The organism is Nocardiopsis deserti (assembly GCF_008638355.1).
GTDB lineage: Bacteria > Actinomycetota > Actinomycetes > Streptosporangiales > Streptosporangiaceae > Nocardiopsis > Nocardiopsis alborubida.
In genome coordinates this window covers 55,293-77,499 of record NZ_VWVS01000023.1, presented here as the reverse complement: position 1 = coordinate 77,499, position 22,207 = coordinate 55,293, and the positions used below count along the sequence as shown (strand labels likewise).

19 protein-coding genes are annotated in these 22,207 nt (G+C 73.4%); 12 read left to right on the top strand and 7 right to left on the bottom strand.

Annotated elements, in window-relative coordinates; translation table 11 throughout:
* Positions 1–161: 161 nt before the first annotated feature.
* From FYW99_RS32880 to aztA, 4 genes are all read right to left on the bottom strand, one after another.
* On the bottom strand, positions 162–290 hold the full coding sequence (locus FYW99_RS32880; RefSeq protein WP_017566608.1) for an MFS transporter small subunit: 129 nt from the start codon (positions 288–290) through the stop codon (positions 162–164).
* Between the two features lie 113 nt (positions 291–403).
* Positions 404–1,771 carry an L-lactate MFS transporter gene (locus FYW99_RS27285; protein ID WP_150254884.1) on the bottom strand — a complete coding sequence of 456 codons (1,368 nt, stop codon included), beginning with the start codon at positions 1,769–1,771 and terminating at the stop codon, positions 404–406.
* Positions 1,772–2,001: 230 nt separating this feature from the next.
* Positions 2,002–3,306: an MFS transporter gene (locus FYW99_RS27280; protein ID WP_150254883.1), complete on the bottom strand. Its 1,305-nt coding sequence runs from the start codon at positions 3,304–3,306 to the stop codon at positions 2,002–2,004.
* Positions 3,307–3,454: 148 nt separating this feature from the next.
* Positions 3,455–4,171 carry a zinc ABC transporter ATP-binding protein AztA gene (gene aztA / locus FYW99_RS27275; RefSeq protein ID WP_150254882.1) on the bottom strand — a complete coding sequence of 239 codons (717 nt, stop codon included), beginning with the start codon at positions 4,169–4,171 and terminating at the stop codon, positions 3,455–3,457.
* Between the two features lie 63 nt (positions 4,172–4,234).
* Here aztA and aztB point away from each other — a divergent pair, with 63 nt between their 5' ends.
* The 4 genes from aztB to aztD all read left to right on the top strand — a co-directional run bounded on the left by aztB (position 4,235) and on the right by aztD (position 8,576).
* Complete coding sequence (gene aztB, locus FYW99_RS27270; RefSeq protein ID WP_150254881.1) at positions 4,235–5,143, top strand: zinc ABC transporter permease AztB; 909 nt, start codon at positions 4,235–4,237, stop codon at positions 5,141–5,143.
* Positions 5,133–6,332: an ABC transporter gene (locus FYW99_RS27265; protein ID WP_150254880.1), complete on the top strand. Its 1,200-nt coding sequence runs from the start codon at positions 5,133–5,135 to the stop codon at positions 6,330–6,332. Before aztB ends, FYW99_RS27265 begins: the two co-directional genes overlap by 11 nt.
* A complete protein-coding gene (gene aztC / locus FYW99_RS27260; RefSeq protein WP_150254879.1) occupies positions 6,326–7,294 on the top strand; it encodes a zinc ABC transporter substrate-binding protein AztC in 969 nt (322 codons plus the stop codon). Before FYW99_RS27265 ends, aztC begins: the two co-directional genes overlap by 7 nt.
* A 79-nt stretch (positions 7,295–7,373) precedes the next feature.
* Positions 7,374–8,576, top strand: coding sequence for a zinc metallochaperone AztD (gene aztD, locus FYW99_RS27255; protein ID WP_150254878.1), 1,203 nt, complete (start codon positions 7,374–7,376; stop codon positions 8,574–8,576).
* 237 nt (positions 8,577–8,813) lie between these two features.
* Here the strand turns inward: aztD and manD are convergent, their stop codons facing one another.
* Entirely contained in the window at positions 8,814–10,028 is a 1,215-nt protein-coding gene (gene manD / locus FYW99_RS27250) for a D-mannonate dehydratase ManD (RefSeq protein ID WP_150254877.1), read from the bottom strand.
* A 437-nt stretch (positions 10,029–10,465) separates the two neighbouring features.
* On the opposite strand from manD, the gene FYW99_RS27245 reads away from it, so the two are divergent.
* The 3 genes from FYW99_RS27245 to FYW99_RS27235 all read left to right on the top strand — a co-directional run bounded on the left by FYW99_RS27245 (position 10,466) and on the right by FYW99_RS27235 (position 14,264).
* Complete coding sequence (locus tag FYW99_RS27245; protein WP_150254876.1) at positions 10,466–11,509, top strand: LacI family DNA-binding transcriptional regulator; 1,044 nt, start codon at positions 10,466–10,468, stop codon at positions 11,507–11,509.
* A gap of 452 nt (positions 11,510–11,961) precedes the next feature.
* The gene (locus FYW99_RS32575) at positions 11,962–12,372 is read left to right on the top strand and encodes a hypothetical protein (protein ID WP_223839656.1); all 411 of its coding nucleotides are present in this window, start codon (positions 11,962–11,964) and stop codon (positions 12,370–12,372) included.
* A gap of 236 nt (positions 12,373–12,608) precedes the next feature.
* On the top strand, positions 12,609–14,264 hold the full coding sequence (locus FYW99_RS27235) for a glycoside hydrolase family 10 protein (protein ID WP_449289647.1): 1,656 nt from the start codon (positions 12,609–12,611) through the stop codon (positions 14,262–14,264).
* A 42-nt stretch (positions 14,265–14,306) separates the two neighbouring features.
* On the opposite strand, the gene FYW99_RS27230 is transcribed toward FYW99_RS27235, so the two are convergent.
* Both FYW99_RS27230 and FYW99_RS27225 read right to left on the bottom strand, forming a co-directional pair.
* Entirely contained in the window at positions 14,307–14,879 is a 573-nt protein-coding gene (locus tag FYW99_RS27230) for a suppressor of fused domain protein (RefSeq protein WP_150254875.1), read from the bottom strand.
* A gap of 231 nt (positions 14,880–15,110) precedes the next feature.
* A complete protein-coding gene (locus tag FYW99_RS27225; protein ID WP_150254874.1) occupies positions 15,111–15,584 on the bottom strand; it encodes a hemerythrin domain-containing protein in 474 nt (157 codons plus the stop codon).
* Positions 15,585–15,710: 126 nt separating this feature from the next.
* On the opposite strand from FYW99_RS27225, the gene FYW99_RS27220 reads away from it, so the two are divergent.
* The 5 genes from FYW99_RS27220 (at position 15,711) to FYW99_RS27200 (ending at position 22,073) form a co-directional block, all read left to right on the top strand.
* Positions 15,711–16,394, top strand: a complete 684-nt coding sequence (locus tag FYW99_RS27220; protein ID WP_150254873.1) for a TetR/AcrR family transcriptional regulator — start codon at positions 15,711–15,713, stop codon at positions 16,392–16,394.
* 106 nt (positions 16,395–16,500) lie between these two features.
* Complete coding sequence (locus FYW99_RS27215) at positions 16,501–16,722, top strand: hypervirulence associated TUDOR domain-containing protein (RefSeq protein ID WP_150254872.1); 222 nt, start codon at positions 16,501–16,503, stop codon at positions 16,720–16,722.
* 5 nt (positions 16,723–16,727) lie between these two features.
* Positions 16,728–17,315, top strand: a complete 588-nt coding sequence (locus FYW99_RS27210; protein ID WP_150254871.1) for a DUF488 domain-containing protein — start codon at positions 16,728–16,730, stop codon at positions 17,313–17,315.
* Positions 17,316–17,638: 323 nt separating this feature from the next.
* Complete coding sequence (locus tag FYW99_RS27205) at positions 17,639–21,019, top strand: pyruvate carboxylase (RefSeq protein ID WP_150254870.1); 3,381 nt, start codon at positions 17,639–17,641, stop codon at positions 21,017–21,019.
* Positions 21,020–21,287: 268 nt separating this feature from the next.
* Positions 21,288–22,073 carry a hypothetical protein gene (locus FYW99_RS27200; RefSeq protein WP_150254869.1) on the top strand — a complete coding sequence of 262 codons (786 nt, stop codon included), beginning with the start codon at positions 21,288–21,290 and terminating at the stop codon, positions 22,071–22,073.
* The last annotated feature ends 134 nt before the right edge of the window (positions 22,074–22,207 follow it).

The window sequence follows — 22,207 nt, the reverse complement described above, 5'->3', positions numbered from 1 at the left end:
CCCCTCGGCCCGGGTGCCGGGGAGCCGGGCCCGCCCGGTTCCCCGGATCAGGACGGGCCTCTCCGAGCGGCGCCCCCTGCGCAGGGACCGTCGAGGTGGCGGCGCAGGTGTGGGGCACGAGCCGACGAGGGGTGTCGGCGGGCTCCGGTGCGTCGCGTGCCTCAGGAGGCGAAGAGCGCCGCGGCGTCCACGGCGGTCTGCGCCACCCCGTAGGCCAGGGCGGCGAGCACGAGCACCCACAGCAGGATCGCGGTGACGGTGGAGGCGTTGGTGGTCCGGTTGCCTGACATGTGTGGCCTTTCCTCGGTTCCTCGGTGGCCGGTGAGGGCTCGGTGACCGGTGGGGGTCGTGTGTGCGGTCCGGGGGGCGGGACCGGTCGCGGTCCCGCCCCCCGGATTCGGTCTCAGCCGCGCCCGGCGACGCGTTCCCGTTCGCGCTGGTGGACCCGCTCGGGCAGGGGGCGGACCAGCATGTTCGCGAGGAAGCCCACGGCCATGACGCCGACCATGACGTAGAGGGAGAGCCCGTAGAGCTCCGCCCCGTCGCGCCCGGCGGACAGCTGGGCGTCGGCGATGACGTTGACGATCATCGGCCCGGCGACCCCGGCCAACGACCAGGCGGTGAGGATCCTGCCGTGGATGGCGCCCACGTTGAAGGTGCCGAACAGGTCCTTCAGGTAGGCGGGCACCGTGGAGAAGCCGCCGCCGTAGAAGGACAGGATGACGCCGGTCAGCGCCACGAACAGCACGATCGAACTGGTTCCCGCGACGGCGATCAGCAGGTAGAGGAGCCCGCCCAGGCCGAGGTAGCCGATGTAGACGCGCTTGCGGCCGATCACGTCGGAGGCCGAGGACCACACGAGCCGCCCGAGCATGTTGCACAGGGAGAGGAAACCGACGTAGCCCGCCGCCTCGGCCGGGCCGACCCCGGTGAAGAACTCCTGCACCATGGGCGAGGCCTGTTCCAGGATCCCGATGCCCGCGGTGACGTTGCAGAAGAGCACGGTCCACAGGAGCCAGAACTGCGGGGTGCGCACGGCGGTCTCCACCGACACCCCCTCCAGGGCCGGGGACCGGCCCGCGGAGGCCTCCTTCGGCTCCTCGGCCGGGGCCCCCGCGGGCCGCCAGCCCGGCGGGGGGACGCGCACGGTGAAGGCGCCCAGCATCATGACCACGAAGTAGACGGCGCCCAGGGTGAGGAACGCGGGGGCGATGGCGTCCGCGGGGGTGTCGGCGTAGCGGCTGAGGAGCTCGGAGGACAGCGGCGAGGCGATGAGCGCGCCGCCGCCGAAGCCCATGATCGCGATGCCCGTGGCCAGGCCGGGCCGGTCGGGGAACCACTTGATGAGGGTGGAGACCGGTGAGATGTAGCCGATGCCCAGGCCGAGCCCGCCGAGGAAGCCGTAGCCGAGGTAGACCAGCCAGAGCTGGCCGGTCGCCACGCCGAGCGCGGCGACCACGAAACCGCCCGACCAGCACAGGCCGGAGACGAACATCGCCTTGCGGGGGCCGTTGCGCTCCACCCACTTGCCGCCGAACGCGGCCGACAGGCCGAGCATGACGATGGCGATGCTGAAGATGATCCCGATCGCGGTCAGCGAGGTGTCGAACCGCTCGACCAGCGGGTTGCGGAAGACGCTGAACGCGTACACCTGGCCGATGGACAGGTGTACCGCCAAAGCCGCGGGCGGGATGAGCCACCGGCTGTAGCCGGGTGGCGCGATGCTCCTCTCGTAGTCGAGGAACGAGGTCAGGGGACTGGTGCGCGTCATGGATCCCGCTTCGTGTTCTGCCTGTCGCGGTGGGGGCGTGGACGCCGGGGCCGCTCCTGCCGGTCCGGGATCCTCCCGGGGTTGCCGGGAACCGGGCTGGGCGGGGCGTTTCACCCTGTCGAGAGCAGCCTCCTCACGGAGAGTGACCGTACGAATGTCGAACGTCTGTGCCGGAAGCGAACTTATGTGATGGATGCGTCATGATCAAGCCCTCAGCGGACACGAACCGGTCAAACGCCCCATTTCTCTCGACGCCCCCGCGCCACCGGGACCACGGCGACGGCCGCGGCGGAGAAGACCGCGCTCACCGCGAAGACGAGGGGCAGGCCCGCGAGGGTGATCACCGCGGCCATGAGCACCGGGGTCAGCGTCGTGCTGACCGCCTGGAGCCAGTTCTGCGCGGCCAGGGCCCGCCCCGCCCAGGAGGCCCCCGCCGCCTCGGCGACAGCGGTGAAGGTCAGACCGTTGTGCCACATCGTCAGGACCAGGCAGGCCAGGAGCAGCGGCACGGCCGTCCACGCCCAGATCCCCGGCAGCACCGCCAGCAGCACCAGGCACACCCCCGAGACCACCGCCAGCCACCGCACCGGGCGCATCCGGTCTCCGGTCCGGTCGGACCAGACCCCCAGCAGCAGGCGCCCGGCCGCGCCGGGAACCTGCGCCACCGCGACGACCGCGCCCGCGGCGGGCGGGCTCCACCCCTGTTCCTGCACCAGGTAGATGACGGCGTAGGTCATCAGCGCGATCTGCGGAACGCCGAGCAGCATGCTCACCCCGTGCACCCGCCAGATGTGCCCGTGCCGGTAGGGCGACCCCGCCGTAGGCCGCGCGGTGTCGTCCTCGGCGTGCGCGATGTCGGCGGTGTCAGCGTCCGTGGAGGCGTCGGCGTGCGCGGTGTCGTCAGCGGAGCCGGTGCGCGCGACGGCGTCCGCGCCCGCGGCGCCTCCGGCCGCCTCCGGTGCCGCGGGCCGCCCGGGGGCGGAGGCGGGCATCGCCAGCACGAACGGGACCGCGAGGAGCGCGAGCACGGCCGGGAGCGTCATCGCGCCGACGAACCCCCAGGCACCGGCCGCCCAGGGCAGCACCAGGGCGGAGACGCCCACGCCGAGGGGCAGCGCCGACTGGCGGATGCCCATGGCCAGGCCGCGTTCGCCTTCGGAGAACCAGGACAGCACCAGCCGCCCGCTCGCCGCGTTGACCGGGCCGCCGACCGCGCCCACCAGCAGCAGGACCACGACGGCTCCCCACAGCCCCGAGACCACCCAGAGCAGGCCGAGCGCGCACGCCGTGAGCACCAGGCTCAGCGCCATCGTCGGCCGCTCGCCGAACCGGTCGATCACCAGGCCCCACACCAGGAGCGTGAGCAGCAGGCCGAGCGAGGGCAGTCCGGCCAGCATCCCGGCCTGCGCCGTGGTGACGCCGAAGGCGTCCCTGAGCTGCGGCAGCACGACGGGCACGCCGAACATCGCCGACACACTGGCCACCTGCGCCACCATGCTGACCGAGAGGACGACCCAGCGGTTCCGTACGAGCACCCCGACAGCCTAGGAAAGGCGTCGTCCGTCGGGTCCGCCGCCCCGTGCCCCCTCCCAGACCCGCGCGGCCTCCTCCCCGCTCCTCCCCGGACACGGCCGCGTCCCCGCGCCCCATGCCCTCACGGCCTGGGGTGACGCCTTCCCGCCGCTACCCGGCCGCGCCCTCCCGGTCCCGCTCACGGAGCCAGGGTCCCCGCGCCCCCTCCCAGGCCCGCGCGGCCTCCTCCGGCGGCCCCTCGGCCGCGATCCGACCGTCCGCCAGCACGAGGCAGTGGTCGGCGTCGAACGCCTCGTCGGGGGCGTGGGTGGCGTGCACGACGGTGACCCCGTCGGCGCGGGCCCGCTCCAGGACGCGGCGCACGTACTCGCGCGCACGGTGGTCCAGCCCGGCCGAGGGCTCGTCCAGCAGGAGCAGGTCCGCCTCCTGCGCCAGGCCCTGGGCGATGAGCACCCGCTGGCGCTGACCTCCCGAGAGCTCCCCCAGGCGGCGCTCGGCCAGGTCCGCGACGTCCAGGCGTTCGAGGCACTCCGCGACCACGGCACGGTCGCGCCGGGTCAGCGGCCGCCAGAACCCCCGGTGGGCCCACCTCCCCATCGAGACGGCCTCGCGCACCGTGACGGGCAGGGCGTCGGGGACCGCGCTGCGCTGGACCACGAAGGCGGGGCGGGTCGGACGCGAGGCCCGGACCCCGCCACGACGGACCGCGACCGTGCCCGCCAGAAGGCCGAGCAGCGTGGACTTGCCCGACCCGTTGGGTCCGACCAGCGCCGTGACCGCGCCCTGCGGGACAACCGCGTCGATTCCCCGCAGGACGTCCCCGCGCCCGTACCCCGCGTACACGCCGTCCAGTTCCAGCCGGTTCATCCTGCTCCTCACGCCCACCCCGATGTGCAAATGATAATGGTTATCGTTATACAGTGTCCCACTATGGAAGCTCTGTTCGACCCGTTCGGGGTCGTGTTCGTGCAGCGTGCGCTGTGGGGAGGGATCCTGGTCTCCCTCATCTGCGCCATCGCCGGGACCTGGGTGGTGCTGCGCGGCATGGCCTTCCTCGGCGACGCGATGTCGCACGGGATGCTGCCCGGAGTGGCCCTGGCCTCCCTGCTGGGCCAGAACCTCATGCTGGGCGCGGCCCTGGCCGCGGGGGCGATGGCCGCGGGCGTCACCGCGCTGGGCCGCTCCTCCCGGCTGTCCCAGGACACGAGCATCGGACTGCTCTTCGTCGGGATGCTCTCACTCGGCGTGATCCTGGTCTCGCACTCGTCCTCCTTCGCGGTCGACCTCACGGGCTTCCTGTTCGGTGACGTCCTGGCGGTGCGCGAACAGGACCTGGTCCACCTGGGGCTGGCGCTGGCCGCGGCGCTGGCCGTCGCGGTCGCGGGGCACCGGGCCTTCCTCGCCCTGGCCTTCGACCCGCGCAAGGCCGCCACCCTGGGGCTGGCGCCCCGGGTCGCCCACGGCGTCCTGCTCGGCCTGGTCACCCTGGCCGTGGTCGCCTCGTTCCACGTGGTCGGCACGCTGCTGGTGTTCGGCCTGCTCATCGCGCCCCCGGCCGCGGCGGCCCTGTGGGCGCGCAGCGTCCCCGCGATCATGCTCGGCGCGGCCGTGCTCGGCAGCGCCGCGACCTTCCTCGGCCTGCTCGCCTCCTGGCACTGGGAGACGGCGGCCGGGGCCACGATCGCCGCCACGGCCACCGCGTTCTTCTTCGCCTCGGCGCTCGCGGCGGCCGTGCGCTCCCGCGGGCGCGGCTCCCCCGACCCGACCTCCGACTCGCCCCCCGACACCGCCCCTGACCACCCCGTACAGATGGAGAGGCCGATGACAGATGAGGCGTGAACACCGCACCGGCGCGCTGGGCGCTGCCGGACTGTCCGCCCTGGTCCTGCTGACCGGCTGCGGCGCCGCGCAGGACACCGCGGAGCGACAGCCCGAGGAGGAGGTCCCGCACGGCTACGTCGAGGGCGCCGAGGAGGCCGCCGAGCCCCAGTCCCGCCTCGTGGTCGCCGACCCCGTCAGCGGAGACGTCCGGGTGCTCGACCTGATCACCGAGGAGACGACGGAACTCGACCCCGTGGAGGGCCTCGACGGCATCGCCGGGGACGGCCGCTTCGCCTACCTTCACTCATCCGATCACCGGATGACCATCGTCGTGGACAGCGGGTCGTGGACCGTCGACCACGGAGACCACAAGCACTACTACCGGACCGGCGTCGGGCTCGCGGGCACGGTGGAGGGCCTCGCCGCGGGCCGGGCGGCCTCCGACACCGTCCTGACCGCCCTCACCGCACCGGACGGCGCCGCCGTGCTCGACCGGGCCGCGCTGGAGGAGGGGTCGGTCGAGGAGGCCGCGACCGTCCCCGAGGGCGCCGCGGTGGTCCTGCCCTTCGCCGAGCACCTCCTGGTGGCCGAGGGCGGCCCCGAAGGCGCGGTCGCGGTGCACGACCGGGAGGGCTCCCCCGTCGCGACGCTCGACGCGACCTGCACCGATCCCCTCGGCCAGGCCGTCACCCGGCGCGGAGCGGTCATCGGCTGCGCCGAGGGCGCCCTGCACGTCACCGAGGAGGACGGGGAGTTCTCCGGCGGCGTGGTGGACTACCCCGGGGGTTCCGGGGAGCGGGTCGAGGAGTTCGGGCACCGCCCCGGTTCGGCGACCCTGGCCTCGGTCTCGACCGGCGGCGACCTGTGGGTCCTGGAACTGGCCGAGCCCGGGTGGACCCCGCTGGAGCTGGAGGGCGCCGTGACCGCGACGGCCGTCGGCGCGGGCGCCCCCGTCCTGGCCCTGACCGGAGACGGGACCCTGCACTCCCTGGACCCGGCCTCGGGCGAGGAGCTCGCCTCCGCCGACCTGCTCGACGGCACGGACACCGCCCACGCCCCGGTCATCCGGGCGGACACCAGCCGCGCCTACGTCAACGACACCGGACGCGGTGTGGTGCACGAGATCGACTACAACGACGACCTGCGCGTGGCGCGGACCCTCGACCCGGGGATCACGCCGCACCTCATGGTCGAGACGGGATGGTGACCGCCGTGACGACGCCGAAGGCGCTCCTGCGAGCCGCGACCGCGTCCGCCCTGGCCGGGGCCGCCCTCCTCGGCACGGCCTCCTGCTCCCCCTCGGAGGAGGGGGACGAGGGGATCGTGGTGACCACCAACATCCTGGGCGACCTCACGCGGGCGGTCGTGGGGGACGAGGCCGAGGTCACCGTCCTGATGAAGCCCAACGCCGACCCCCACTCCTTCGGCATCTCCGCGAGGGAGGCCGCGCTCGTGGAGAACGCGGCGCTCGTGGTCTACAACGGGCTCGGGCTGGAGGAGGGCGTGCTGCGCAACGTCGCCGCCGCCGAGGAGGCCGGGATACCCGCCCTGGAGGTCGGCGCCCGGGTCGACCCCCTGGCCTTCTCCCCCGGCGGGGAGGCCGCCTCGGGCAACGAGGACGAGGGCGAGCCCGACCCGCACTTCTGGACCGATCCGCACCGGGTCGTCCGGGCGGTCGACCTGATCGCGGAGCACGTGGTCGCCGAGGTGGACGGCGTGGACGCCGAGGCCGTGCGCGCCAACGCCGAGGCCTACACCGGGCAGCTGGAGGAGCTGGACGCGTGGATGGCCGAGGAGTTCGCCGCGATCCCGGAGGAGAAGCGCAACCTGGTGACCAACCACCACGTCTTCGGCTACCTCGCCGAGCGCTACGGGTTCGAGGTCGTGGGCGCCGTGATCCCCAGCGGCACCACCCTGGCCTCGCCCAGCAGCTCCGACCTCAAGTCCCTGGCCGACGCCGTGCGCGAGGCGGGCGTCGACGCGGTCTTCGCCGACTCCTCCCAGCCCGACCGCCTGGCCACGGCCATGGCGGAGGAGGCGGGTGTGCACATCGAGGTCGTCCCCCTGTTCTCCGAGTCGCTGAGCGAGGAGGGCGGGGGCGCGGCCACCTACCTGGAGATGATGCGCTCCAACACCGAGGCCATCGCCACCGGACTGCGTGGCGACTGACCGGGCCCCGGGCCCGGCACGACCGCGGCGGCCCCTCCCCCCGCCCGCAGCGGACCCTTCCACCCCGAAAGAGAGAAACGTGAACACCCCGATGAACAACACGACGACGCGGTTCCCGGCGCGGGCGGCACTGCCCGCGCTGCTGTCCGCAGGACTGCTGCTGACCGCCTGCGGCACCGGCGAGGAGGCCGGGCAGGAGCAGGGAGGCGAGGAGCAGGCCGCCTCGGAGGCCGTGGTGGAGAACCCGGTCGTCACCACCTACGACGGCGGCCTGTACGTCCTGGACGGCCAGAGCCTGGAGGTCGTCCAGGACATCGCCCTGGAGGGGTTCAACCGGATCAACCCGGCGGGCGACGACCGGCACGTGCTGGTCTCCACCTCGGAGGGCTTCCAGGTCCTGGACGCGGCCGGCGCGGAGCTGACCGACACCCTCTTCCCCGCCGACACCCCGGGCCACGTCGTCCGGCACGCGGGCAGGACCGTCCTGTTCGCCGACGGCAGCGGCGAGATCACCGCCTTCGACACCGACGCGCTCGGTGACGGCCTGCCCGAGACCGACGTGCACAGCGCCGAGGAGGCCCACCACGGCGTGGCCGTGGAGCTGGCCGACGGCGGGATGCTGCTGACCCTGGGCGACGAGGAGGAGCGCGTCGGCGCCGTCGTCCTGGACGCCGTGGGAGAGGAGGTCGCCCGCAGCGAGGAGTGCCCGGGCGTCCACGGCGAGACCACGGCCGAGGGCGAAGCGGTCGTCATCGGCTGCGAGGACGGCGTCCTGGTCTACCAGGGGGGCGAGTTCACCAAGGTGGACAGCCCCGACGACTACGGGCGCATCGGCAACCAGGCCGGGAGCGAGGAGTCGCCGATCGTGCTGGGCGACTACAAGACCGACCCCGACGCCGAGCTGGAGCGCCCCGAACAGGTCGCCCTGGTCGACACCGCCGCGGGCGACCTGACCCTGGTCGACCTGCCCGCCAGCTACACCTTCCGCTCCCTGGGCCGCGGCCCCGAGGGTGAGGCCCTGGTCCTGGGCACCGACGGCAGCCTGCACGTGATCGACCCCGAGGCGGGCGAGGTCGTGGACAGCATCGAGGTCATGGACGAGTGGCAGGAGCCGCTGGAGTGGCAGCAGCCCCGCCCGGCGCTGTTCGTGCGCGGCGCCACCGCCTACGTGAGCGACCCCGCCACGAAGCAGGTCCACGCACTGGACCTGGAGTCGGGTGAGGTCACCGCCTCGGTGACCCTGGACGCCGAGCCCAACGAGCTCAGCGGCGTGGTCTCCTGACAGACCGACCAGAAACGTTGCTGGCGTGACGCAAGGGCCCCGGCGAACCTTCGCGGTCACGCCGCCGGACCGTCCCACCCGGGGCGGGCGCGCGAAGTCGCGCGCCCGCCCCGAGCCGCGTCCCGGCGCCGGAACGCGCCGTCCGGCGGACCGCGCCCACCAGGCGCGCCGCCGCGGCCGGGCGGCACACGGCTGCCGGGCACGCGCGGGCACACCCGCACCCGGCGCCGCCGCGCCTCACCAGTCGTGCATCGAGCCGTCGAGCCTGCGGTTGACCGGCAGGTACCGGGCCTCGTAGGGGTAGCGGGCCGCGGCCTCCTCGTCGATCTCCACGCCCAGACCCGGCGCGTCGCCCGGGTGCATGTAGCCGTCCGCGAAGGTGTAGGAGGTCCGGAACACCTCGCTGGCGGGCTCCAGGTGGCCCATGTACTCCTGGATGCCGAAGTTGGGCACGGTCAGGTCCAGGTGCAGGGCCGCGGCGAACGACACCGGCGACAGGTCCCCCGCGCCGTGCGAGCCGGTGCGCACCCCGTACAGGTCGGCCAGGTCGAAGATCCGGCGCAGGTGCGTGATGCCCCCGCTGTGCGAGACCGACATGCGGATGTAGTCGATGAGCCGTTCGGTGATCAGGTGCTGGCAGTCCCAGATCGAGTTGAAGACCTCCCCCACCGCCAGCGGGGTCGTGGTGTGCTGGCGGATCGTGCGGAACGCCTCCTGGTCCTCGGCCGGGGTGGGGTCCTCGATCCAGAACATGCGGTAGGGCTCCAGCGCCCTGCCCAGCTGGGCGGCCTCCAGCGGGGAGAGCCGGTGGTGCACGTCGTGCAGCAGGTGGAAGCCGTAGCCGAACCTCTCCCGGACCGCCTCCATCATCCGGGGCGCGAAGTCCAGGTAGGCGGGGGTGTGCCAGGCGTTGTCGGTGGGCATGGCCGCGTCGGCGGGCTCGTAGGTGTGGCCGGTACCGGGGTGGTGCAGCCCGTAGGTGCTCTCCAGGCCCGGGACGGCGGCCTGCACGCGCACCGCCCGGTACCCCTGGTCCAGGAAGCTGCCGACCGAGTCCAGGAGTTCGTCCACGGACTGGCCGCTGGCGTGGCCGTAGACCATGACGCCGTCGCGGGCGGCACCGCCGAGCAGCTGGTGGACGGGCTTGCCGACCTGTTTGCCGAGGATGTCCCACAGGGCGCAGTCCACGGCGGCGATCGCGGTCATGGTGACGGGGCCGCGCCGCCAGTAGGCGCCGCGGTACAGGTACTGCCAGATGTCGTTGACGCGGCCGGAGTCGCGGCCGACGAGCAGGGGGCAGACGTGGTCGCGCAGGTAGGAGGCGACGGAGAGCTCACGGCCGTTCAGGGTGGCGTCGCCGAGGCCGGTGGTTCCGTCCTCGGTGGTGATCTTGAGGGTGACGTAGTTGCGTCCCGGGCACGTCACGATGACGTCGGCGGAGGTGATCCTCATGGGTGCTTCCTCGTGGGTGGGTGTGTACCGCGACGCCCGGCAGAACCGGGCCGCGGGGGCGGCCGGACGGTGGCGCGCCCCCGCGGACCGGGGCCATGGTGAGCCCGGCGGAGTCGCGCCGCGCTTCCGGCAACTCCCCGCACTGTGCCTGACGTCGTAGGTATATCGTTTTCCCGAGCGGGTGTCGAGACCTGGAAAAACCTCTTCTCCTGCGATATGGTCCGCCGACACGTGAGATCCATCGTTTTCCTGAAGGCGTCCCGGACACGAGCCGGGGAGCCCTCCACACACCCACTGGTAACCTGTCCGCGCCCCGCCCCCGCCCTGCCCGCAACACCCGGGAACGGCGGCGCGAGCGCGGGGGAACCCGCGACAGCGAAGGGAGCGGCACTGGTGCGCGATCGAGCCCCCGGCGCCCCGTCCGGCCAGGAGGCGCCATGACGGCCGTCCCCGGATCCACCGGCCGCCCCACGATCTCCGACGTCGCCGCGCTGGCGGGGGTGTCGGTCTCGGCCGTGTCGAAGGTGGTCAACAACAAGGGCCGCATCGCCGAGCCCACCCGCCAGCGGGTCCTCGAGGCGGTGCACAAGCTCCAGTGGTCGCCCTCGGCCGCGGCCGTGGCGCTGCGCGGGGCGCGCACCCGGGCCATCGGCATGGTCTCGCGCCGCTCCCCCGACCTCCTGTCCTACGACCCGCACTTCGGCGTGCTGATCTCGGGCATCGAGCGCGAGCTCGCCCCCCTGGACTACGGCCTGCTGCTGCACATCGTGGGCGAGGAGGAGGACGCCGAACGGCGCGCCTACCGGCGTCTGGCCGAGGAGCGCCGGGTCGACGGCGTCATCCTCACCGAGAGCCTGGTCAACGACCCCCGGTTCGACCTGCTGCGGCGGCTCGGCCTCCCCTCCGTGCTGATCGGCATGCCCTGGCGCGACGACCCGGTCCCCGCGGTACTGGCCCCCGACCAGGAGCGGGGGCTGGTCGAGGCGATCCGGCACCTGGCCTCGCTGGGGCATCGGCGCGTGGCCTACGTCTGCGGCCCCGAGGACCGCGTGCACACCGGCTTCCGCCGCCGGGTCGTGGAGGAGCAGGTGCGGCGGCACGGGCTCTCCGCCGTCGTGCTGGCGGTCCCCGACTTCACCACCGAGGGGGCGGCCGCGGCCACCGACGAGGCGCTGTCGGCTGCCGAGCGTCCCACCGCGATCCTGTTCGCCAACGACATGATGGCGATCGCCGGGATCAGCGCCGCGCGCAGGCGGGGGCTGGAGGTGCCCCGGGACCTGTCCGTCATCGGCCACGACGGCCTGCCCCTGGGCGCGCTCGTGCAGCCGCGGCTGACCACGGTCGGCCACGACCTGGTGGGGCTCGGACGGGCCGCCGCGCTGACCCTCGTCGCCGCGCTGGACGGGGCGACGGCCGACGTGCCCGCGATCGCCCCTCCCGAGCTCGTGGTGCGCGAGTCCACGGCACCGCCCGGAGCCTGAGCGCGGACGGAGCGGGCGCCCGCCCGTTGTCGGGCTCCGCTGGCAGGAAGGGGAACACCGCCCCGGGTCGGGACGGACGTCCCGGACGGAGCCGAATGCTCCTGGACGGGAGCGCAACGTTCCCGCCCACGGGATCGCGGGGGACGCCCGATCGCGGGCGGTGACCATGGCCAAGGCGTTCGCCGAGTCCTCGCGCAACGAGGTGCTGCGGCTGCGGGAGCTGCGCTACGAACTGGAGCAGCGCATGGCCGACCACCTCGCCGGACGGGCGGACGGGCAGCTGCGGCCCCTGCTCGCGGCGGCGGTGGAGCTCTCGACCGCCGTCGGCCGGGCGCGCGACCAGGCCCTGGAGGCGGTCCGCGCGGGACTGGGGGGTCTGGACGTGGGACAGGGCGGCCTACCTGCGCGTGCGGGACGAGGCGGCCCCGAAGCCGGACGAGAAACCCGCGTGGATGCCGAGGCTGCGCGCGGGCGTACGGCACTGCGAGGCGATGGAGCGGGAGCTGACCGAGGAGGCGGACCGGCTCCAGGCGCTGCTGGGCGGCATGTCGAGCTTCGCGGTGGCGCAGGGGGCCGAGGCTCAGGAGCGCTTCACCCTGGCCGTCGGGGCAGGGGCTGCGGTGATCGGCCTCCCGGCCCTGGTGCTGGCGCTGTACGGCGCGAACCCCTACCTGCCCCTGGACTCCCTCGACCGCGCCTGGCGGCTGCTGCTGCCGATCGGGGCCACGGCCCTGGTCGCCGTGCTCGCGGTCCTGGCGTGGATGCCCGGCGCCACCCGGCCCCGCCACTACCTGGTGGCGGTCGGGGCCGTGGTCGCACTCGTGTCCGTGCTTCTGCTGGCGGGGGCACTCGTCCCCGCCTGAGGCGTGCGCCGGGGAACCGGGCGGCTCCGGTCCGCGGCGGGAGGGCCTTCCCCGCGGGCGGTCCCGGCGGGCGAACCGGTCCGCGTGCCGCCTCCGACGGCGGGAAGTTGCTTTTCCCAGGCGGATGAGATTCAAACCACCAAAACCGTCCATGTTGTCCAAAACGTTACTTCTTCGCTTACCCTGATGCCCGACGTGACGTCAAACGGATGTCAACGCAGCTCAGAGGAGTTTCCTTGACCCCTGGACGACGAGCCGGCCTCTCACCGCGCTGGCGTTCCCGGTGGGTGGCCGCGGCCGCCGCGTCGGGGCTCATGATCTCCGGGTACGCCCTCGTCGGCGCCGCCCACTCCCCCTCCGGCACCTTCCCCGGCCCCGGTGCGGCCGGATGCGAGGCCGCCCAGGACAAGCGGCAGATGCGCGGGGCGTGGCTGACCACGGTCGGCAACATCGACTGGCCCTCCGAGCCGGGCCTGTCCGCCGAGGAGCAGAAGGCGGAGATGGACCAGCGCCTGGACGAGGCGGTGGAGCTCGGCCTGAACACCGTGTTCCTGCACGTGCGCCCCACCGCCGACGCCGTCTACGAGTCGGACCTGGAGCCGTGGTCGAAGTACCTCACCGGCGAGCAGGGCGGCGACCCCGGCTACGACCCGCTGGAGTACGCGGTGGCCGAGGCGCACGAGCGCGGCCTGGAGCTGCACGCCTGGTTCAACCCCTACCGGGTCGGCATGGACTCCGACATCGAGGAGCTGGCCGATGACCACCCGGTCCGGGAGCACCCCGACTGGCTGGTGCGCTACGGCGGCGAGGGCTTCCTCGACCCGGGCAGGCCCGAGGTCCAGGAGTGGGTGACCCGCGTGATCATGGACGTGGTGGAGCGCTACGACATCGACGGCGTGCACTTCGACGACTTCTTCTACCCCTACCCCAAGGACGGCGAGGAGTTCGACGACGACCAGACGTGGGAGGAGCACGGCGAGGGCTTCGACGACCGCGAGGACTGGCGGCGCGACAACGTCAACGAGTTCGTCAGCGGCGTGCACGAGCGCATCGAGGAGGCCAAGCCCTGGGTGCGCTTCGGGATCTCCCCGTTCGGCATCTGGCGCAACGCCGAGAACGACCCCGCCGGGTCCGACACCTCGGGTCTGGAGTCCTACGGGGCCCAGCACGCCGACACCCGCGCCTGGATCCGGGAGGGGATGGTCGACTACGTCGTCCCGCAGCTGTACTGGGAGCGGGGCTTCGACACCGCCGACTACGAGGAGCTGCTGCCGTGGTGGGCCGACCAGGTCGAGGGCACGGACGTGGACCTGTACGTCGGCCAGGGCGCGTACCGGGTCGGTGACCGCAACTGGACCGACGAGGACGCGCTGAGCACCCAGCTGGACTACTCCTCCGACCACCCCGAGGTCGACGGCGACGTCTACTTCTCCTTCACGTCCCTCACGGGCGTGGCCGAGGACGCCTACGCGCACCTGGCCGACGAGCACTACGGCGACCCCGCCCTGCCGCCCCTGGCGGGCGGGGACCGCGGGGGCGGGTCCCTGGCGGGCGCGGTGGATGACGTGAGCGCCGAGGTCACCGACGAGCACACCGCGGTGGAGTGGGAGCGGGTGGAGGACGCGCGCTTCTACGCCGTCTACCGCCTGGACCCGCAGGAGGCCGCGCGGGCGGACTCGGGCGACCCGGAGGAGTACTGCGACGTGCTCTCCTCCGACAACCTCGTGGGCGTGACCGGCGCGACCTCGCTGGAGGACTCCGGCCACACCGCCGAGGACGCCGCGAAGGCCGAGGACGACGGCGAGGAGTCCGGTTCCGCGTACGTGGTCACCGCGCTGGACGACTACCGCGTGGAGGGCCCGGTCGGCGGGATCGCCGACCCGCGCGGCTGACCCCGGCGGGCGCGGGGGCGGCTCGCACCAGACCGGATCAGCTCACACCAGAGGGCCCCGGTCGGCGTCCAGCACGTTGACGCCCTCCGCCTCCAGGACCTCCTCGAAGGCGTCGAGCGACTCGGCCGCGACGAAGGCGGCCTCGCTCCGGTGGACCGGGAGCAGCCACAGGAACCTCGCTCCCCCGGCCTCGGCGGGCGCCCACTCCAGCGCGGGCCCGTAGGGGTAGGGCGGGCTCACCAGGAGGTGGTCCATGCGCGAGCCCTCCGTCCACGGGCCGCCCACGTCGATCACCGAGCCCACGCCGAGCCGGTACTCCTCGAAGGAGTGCAGGTGGCTGACCATGGCCAGGGTCTCGGCGTGGGCCCGCTCCGCGGTCGGCGCCACGAGGAAGAACTCGGTGCCGCCCTCCGCCTCGTGGACGGACGAGCCGACCGTCACGTAGGTCCAGCCCTCGTCCTCGTTCCGGGGCGCCACCCGATAGGTGGCGAAGCCCGGGACCCGGTCCAGGAGCGGGGCCTGTTCCCAGGTGGCGGGCTCCACGGCGTGCCCCTGCCAGAACTCCCGGACGTGGCGTTCGAGCGCGCGGATCCGCGCGTCCTCCCCGGTCGTCAACGAACCCGACCCCTCGCTGTGGCTTCGGCCGCCAGGGGGCATCGCCCTCCCGGAGCGCCCGATATACGGACATCTGGAACGGCCAGACTACGGCTTCCCGGACGTGTCCGGGATGGGGGAGGCCGTCCCGTCCGCGTCCTGGCACGCGTGCCGTTCGGGACGCCCCGGCAGCGCCGCGTAGGCGGGACGGCGGGGACGCGGCCGACCCCGCGGCGCGCGACGGGACGACGCTCAGATCGTGACGGGGCCGTAGGAGTTCAGGGCCTCCACGATCTGGCGCTCCTCGTAGTCCAGGTGCGTCTCCACCTCGGTGGCCAGGTGCTCGACCTCGTCGCGGACCCCGGCCGCGTCGTCGCCGTCCAGGAGCGCGCGGATGCGGTCCAGCGACCGGCTGACGACCACGTGCTCCCTGGTCAGGCGTTCCAGGACGGGCGCGAGTCCGGGGTGGCTCCTCGCCAGTCCGGGCAGCACGCCCTCGTCCTCGGCGGTGTGGTGGCCGTGCAGGAAGTCGCAGAAGGACAGGCACTTCTTGCGCAGCTGCTGGTCCAGGGGCGCCGGGACGCCGGAGGGGGCGCCTCCCCCGGCGAGGTCCCGGCGCAGCGAGGCGAGTTCGCCCCGCAGCATGTCGTGGATCTTGACGAGCTGGTCGCCCAGCGCCTCGATGCGCTGTCCCTCGGGAACGGGGGAGGTGGTCTGGTCGCTCATGTGTTCTCTCTCGGTGGAGGGGCGGAGGCATCCGAAAAAATGCCAGTGATGGCATAGTGCCAGTTACTGGCACATTGAGGCAACGGGTTTTTCCCGACCCCGGCGGGCCCGCCGTATCCTGGCCCGATGACCGCCGAACCCTTCCGGAACGAAGAGTCCGCGCTCCCCCTGCGCGAGCGCAAGAAGCTGCGCACGCGGCGCGTGCTCGCCGACACCGCCCTGCGGATGTTCCTGGAACAGGGCTTCGACGAGACCACGCTGGACGACCTGGTGGCCACGGCCGAGGTGTCGGTGCGCACCTTCTTCCGCTACTACTCCTCCAAGGAGGAGGTCGCCCTGGCCGCCGAGGGCGAACTGTGGCAGGCCTACGCCGCCGAGGTGGAGCGCCTGAGCGTCACCGGCCCCGTCCTGTCCCACCTGCGCGACTGCTACGTGGACGCGGTGCGCGGCCTGCCCGGCGACTGGACGGAGCGCTACCTGGCCACCCGGAAGCTGGTCGCCCACAACCCGGCGCTGGGCGCGCACCACGCGGGCGCCGTCCAGAGCCTCCAGGTGCGGCTGACCGAACTGCTGGAGGACAAGACCGGCGCCGACGGCCGTGCGGACGTACGGCTGCGGCTGGTCAGTGAGATGGCCCTGGCCGCGGTGCGCTACGGCAGCAAGAACTGGATCCGTGCCTACCGCCACAGCGAGCGCACCGGCGACGCCGGGACGCTCATCGCCGAGGTCACCGCGGCCTTCGACGCCCTGCCCCACGCGCTGACGCTGTCACCGGACACGCTCACGCGGCACGGCCGAACCCCCGGGTGAGCACCGGGCACCGAGGGCTCCGTCCGCATACCCGGGGCCGTCCGGGGTAGGCGAGGAACCTTCCCACCAGGCGCCGCTTCGCCACGACCGGAGGAGGGTGTACGCGATGACACGCCGTTTCGACGTCGGTGACCATGTGAGCTGGAACTCCGAGGCCGGACGGGTGTCCGGCACGATCACGAAGGTGCACACCAGCGACTTCGCGTTCAGGGGCCGTACACGCCGCGCCTCCGAGGACGAGCCGCAGTACGAGATCAGGAGCGACAGGACCGACCACGTCGCGGCGCACAAGGACGGGGCCCTGACCCGGGTCTCCGGCGACGGCTAGCCGCGATGGCACCTCCGTTCCTCACCGTCGGCCACTCCGACCGCACGTTCGAGGAGTTCTCCGCACTGTTGCGCGAGAACGGCGTGCACGTGGTGGTCGACGTGCGCAAGCTCCCGGGTTCGCGCCGCAACCCGCAGTTCGACGAGGACGCCCTTTCCGAGGCCCTGCGCGACGTCGGCGTACGTTACCTGCGCGTCGCGGAACTCGGCGGACGGCGCCCGGTCGCCGAGGACGTGGCCTTCGAGGTGAACGGGTTCTGGCGGAACCGCAGCTTCCACAACTACGCCGACCACGCGCTCTCGGCCGGGTTCGGATCGGGGCTCGCCCGGCTGCGCGAGGCGGGCGCGGACCACCGCGCCGCCGTGATGTGCTCGGAGGCGGTGTGGTGGCGGTGCCACCGGCGCATCATCGCCGACCACCTGCTCGCCCGCGGCCACGAGGTCCTCCACGTCATGTCCGGCCACCGCGCCGACGCCGCCCGGCTCACGCCGGGGGCCGTCGTGCACGCCGACCGCACCGTCACCTATCCGGCGCGATCGGCGGACGCGGACGGCGACGAGACCGGCCCGGCGGCCGGATCTCCCCGGGTGTGACGCGAACCCGACTTCCCCGGCCGGGTCGGGTCCGCCGTGGCGAGGCGTCACCGGGCACACGCACGCGGTCCGACCGAAGCGGCGGACGGAGCTGAGCCGGAGGGCGCGCGTCGGTCGTGGACAGGAGGACCGCCCCCGCGCGCCAGGCGGGCGGCCCGGAACGCCCGCCGTGAGCCGGACTCAGCGCGAAGGACGGCCCCGGTGGGTTTTACCGAACCCTCTTCTGGTTAACGTACGGGTGTTCCATCCGGCCGCGGGCCCCGGCGACGCTGCCGGATCTTCCGCCCCCGGCACCACGCCTGACCGACCAGGAGGAGTGCGCCATGTTCCGTAAAGTGCTCGTGGCCAACCGGGGCGAGATCGCCATCCGCGCGCTGCGCGCCGGTTACGAGTTGGGCGCCCGCACCGTCGCCGTCTTCCCCCACGAGGACCGCGGCTCCCTGCACCGGCTCAAGGCCGACGAGGCCTATCAGATCGGCGAACCCGGCCACCCGGTGCGCGCCTACCTGTCCGTGGACGAGATCGTGGGCGCCGCCCGCCGGGCCGGGGCCGACGCCGTCTACCCCGGCTACGGCTTCCTGTCGGAGAACCCCGAGCTGGCCCGCGCGTGCGAGCGCGCCGGGATCACCTTCGTGGGCCCGCCCGCCGACGTGCTGGAGCTGACCGGCAACAAGGCCAGCGCCGTGGCCGCCGCCCGGGAGGCGGGCGTGCCCGTCCTGGAGTCCAGCGAGCCCTCCGACGACGTGGAGGCACTGGTGGCCGCCGCGGAGCGGATCGGCTTCCCGCTCTTCGTCAAGGCCGTGGCCGGAGGCGGCGGGCGGGGCATGCGCCGCGTCCAGGAGCCCGAGCGGCTGCGCGAGTCGGTGGAGGCCGCCATGCGCGAGGCCTCCGCCGCGTTCGGCGACGCCACCGTGTTCCTGGAGCGCGCCGTGGTCGACCCACGCCACATCGAGGTGCAGATCCTCGCCGACGGCGAGGGCGGCGTCGTGCACCTCTACGAGCGCGACTGCTCCCTCCAGCGGCGCCACCAGAAGGTCATCGAACTGGCCCCCGCGCCCAACCTCGACCCGGACCTGCGCGACCGCATCTGCGCGGACGCGGTGCGCTTCGCCCGCCGGATCGGCTACCGCAACGCGGGCACGGTCGAGTTCCTGGTCGGCGCGGACGGCAGCCACGTCTTCATCGAGATGAACCCGCGCATCCAGGTCGAGCACACGGTGACCGAGGAGATCACCGACGTGGACCTGGTGCAGTCCCAGCTGCGGATCGCCTCCGGCGAGACCCTGTCCGACCTGGGCATCTCCCAGGAGGGCGTCTACGTGCGCGGTGCCGCGCTCCAGTGCCGCATCACCACCGAGGACCCCGCCAACGGCTTCCGCCCCGACACCGGGACCATCAGCGCCTACCGCTCCCCCGGCGGCTCGGGCATCCGCCTGGACGGCGGCACCTCCGCGGCGGGCACCGAGATCAGCCCGCACTTCGACTCTCTGCTGGTCAAGCTCACCTGCCGGGGCCGCGACCTGGCCACCGCGGTCAGCCGGGCGCGCCGGGCCGTGGCCGAGTTCCGCATCCGCAGTATCGCCACCAACATCCCCTTCCTCCAGGCGGTGCTGGACGACCCCGACTTCCAGGCCGGGCGGATCACCACCTCCTTCATCGAGGAGCGCCCGCACCTGCTGACCGCGCGGCCCTCCGCCGACCGCGGCACCCGCCTGCTCACCTACCTGGCCGACGTCACGGTGAACAAGCCGCACGGGGAGCGCCCCCAGCTGGTGGACCCCGCCACCAAGCTGCCGCCGCTGCCCGACGCCGCCGGGTCGCCGCCCCCGGGTTCGCGCCAGCGCCTGGCGGAGCTGGGCCCGGAGGGGTTCGCGCGGTGGCTGCGCGAGTCGCCGAACCTGGGCGTCACCGACACCACCTTCCGCGACGCCCACCAGTCGCTGCTGGCCACCCGGGTGCGCACCCGCGACCTGCTGGCCGCGGCACCCGTGGTCGCGCACACGATGCCCGAGCTGCTGTCCCTGGAGTGCTGGGGCGGCGCCACCTACGACGTGGCGCTGCGCTTCCTGGCCGAGGACCCCTGGGAGCGGCTGGCGGCGCTGCGCGAGGCGGTGCCCAACATCTGCCTCCAGATGCTGCTGCGCGGACGCAACACCGTGGGTTACACCCCCTACCCCACCGAGGTGACCGACGCGTTCGTGCGCGAGGCCGCCGAGACGGGCGTGGACGTCTTCCGGATCTTCGACGCGCTCAACGACGTCGAGCAGATGCGCCCGGCCATCGAGGCCGTGCGCGCGACCGGGACCTCGGTGGCCGAGGTGGCGCTGTGCTACACCTCGGACCTGTCCGACCCCGGCGAGAAGCTCTACACGCTGGACTACTACCTCAAGCTGGCCGAGCGGATCGTGGACGCGGGCGCGCACGTGCTCGCGATCAAGGACATGGCCGGTCTGCTGCGCGCTCCGGCCGCCGCGAAGCTGGTCACGGCTCTGCGCAGCGAGTTCGACCTGCCGGTGCACGTGCACACCCACGACACCCCGGGCGGGCAGCTGGCCACCTACCTGGCGGCGGTGAACGCCGGGGCGGACGCGGTGGACGGCGCGGTGGCGTCCATGGCGGGCACCACCTCCCAGCCGTCGCTGTCGGCGATCGTGGCCGCCTTCGACCACTCCGAGCACGCCACGGGCCTGAGCCTGGACGCGGTCAACGAACTGGAGCCGTACTGGGAGTCGGTGCGCCGGGTCTACGCGCCCTTCGAGGCCGGGCTGTCCTCCCCCACGGGCCGGGTGTACCACCACGAGATCCCGGGCGGGCAGCTGTCCAACCTGCGCACGCAGGCGGTCGCGCTGGGGCTGGGCGAGCACTTCGAGGAGGTCGAGGCGATGTACGGCGCCGCCGACCGGATGCTCGGGCGCCTGGTGAAGGTCACCCCCTCCTCCAAGGTCGTGGGCGACCTGGCGCTGCACCTGGTCGGCGCGGGGGTCTCCCCGGCCGACTTCGAGTCCGACCCCGGGCGCTTCGACGTCCCGGACTCGGTGGTGGGGTTCCTGCGCGGTGAGCTGGGCGTCCCGCCGGGCGGGTGGCCCGAGCCCTTCCGCACGCGGGCGCTCCAGGGGCGGTCCGAGGCGCGGCCCGCGCAGGAGCTGGGCGAGCAGGACCGCGCGGGGCTGGCCGAGGACCGGCGGGCCACGCTCAACCGGCTGCTCTTCCCCGGCCCGACGCGGGAGTTCGAGGAGCACCGGGCCGCCTACGGCGACACCAGCGTGCTCTCCAGCGCGGACTTCTTCTACGGCCTGCGCGCGGGCGAGGAGTACTCGGTGGACCTGTCGCCGGGCGTGCGGCTGCTCATCCAGCTGGAGGCGGTGGGCGAGGCCGACGAGCGCGGTGTGCGCACGGTGATGGCCACGCTCAACGACCAGCTGCGCCCGCTCCAGATCCGCGACCGGGCCCTGGCCTCGCAGGTGCGGGCCGCTGAGAAGGCGGACCGCAACGACCCCGGGCAGGTCGCGGCGCCCTTCGCGGGCGCGGTGACCCTGACGGTCGCCGAGGGCGACGCGGTGGAGGCCGGTGCGACGGTGGCCACCATCGAGGCGATGAAGATGGAGGCCGCGATCACCGCGTCCGTGTCGGGGACGGTCACGCGGGTGGCGGTCGACCGGGTGCAGAAGGTGGAGGGCGGCGACCTGCTGGTCTGCCTCGGCTGAGCCCGGCATCAGGACGGCAGGGCGGCCGTTCGTCCGGTCCGTTCGGGCCCGGCGGGCACCTGCGGGTGTCCGCCGGGCCCTCTGCCGTCCGGGGGCCCGGCCGGAGGAAGGTCGGCTTCGGCCGAAGCTCGACTGGAGGCTTCGGCGGGGCCTGCCCGAACGGGCCGGAGCCCGACCGGATTCGGCCGGGGAAGGACGGGAACCCCACGTGTCCCGGCGGCGTCGGAACGTGTCGGTACACCGCTGACACGACGACGAAGGTTCCCCCTTGGCTTCCCTGCACCGCCACGGCGCCCTGACCCTCCTCGCGGCCCTGGTCCTGACCACCGGCTGCGGCCCCCAGCTCGACCTCCGGAGCAGCTCGCGCCTGGAGGCCCTGCTGCCCTCCTCGAACGCCTACCCCGACGGGTTCGACGTCGACGAGCTGAACGTCGAGGAGATCGAGGGGGTGGACTTCGGCGGGACGGACACCGACGACTTCGGCGACGTGGAACCGGCCGAGTGCGAAGCCGTCCTCAACGGGGGCACCGGGCGGTTGCCCGCGGGAACCGTCGAGGGGGCGGCCCAGACCGCGACCCCGTCCGGTTCCTCTCCGGGTGCGGCGACCTACGGCTACGTCCTGGTCTCGGGGGACTTCGGCGATGCTCCGGTCGAGGGCACCGGGTTCGGACACCTGCTGGACACCTGCTCCAGGATGAGCGTGTCCATGAACGGAGGAGTCGAGGGCGCGCTCGTCTCCAGGGACTCACCCGCCCTTCCCGAGGGCGGTGGCATGTTCTCCGTGACCCTGTACGGCGAGCGCTCGCACATGGCGGCGAGGACTGCGTGGGGCCAGGTCGGAGAGGTGTACTTCGTCCTCGTGGGGATGCGCACGAGCGGCTACTCGGACGTGTCGTCCATGGAGCTCATGGAGGCGTGCCGGGAAGACGACTTCAGCGAGGAGTGCCGGGACGCCCACCGGGCCCAGGTGGACAGGGAGAGGGACACCCTGATGGAGGAGGAGTTCGAGGAGGTCCTGACCCGCGCGGTGGAGAAGCTGGAGCGCGCCGCCTGACCCCGGCGGGCGGCGGCGCCCACACGGGGGCGGGCTCCCCTGCGGGACCGCCCCGCAGGGGAGCCCCCGTAACGGACGGCGAAGGTTCGCGGCCGTCCGCACGGCTCAACACTTAACCCTTGAGCTAACCATCA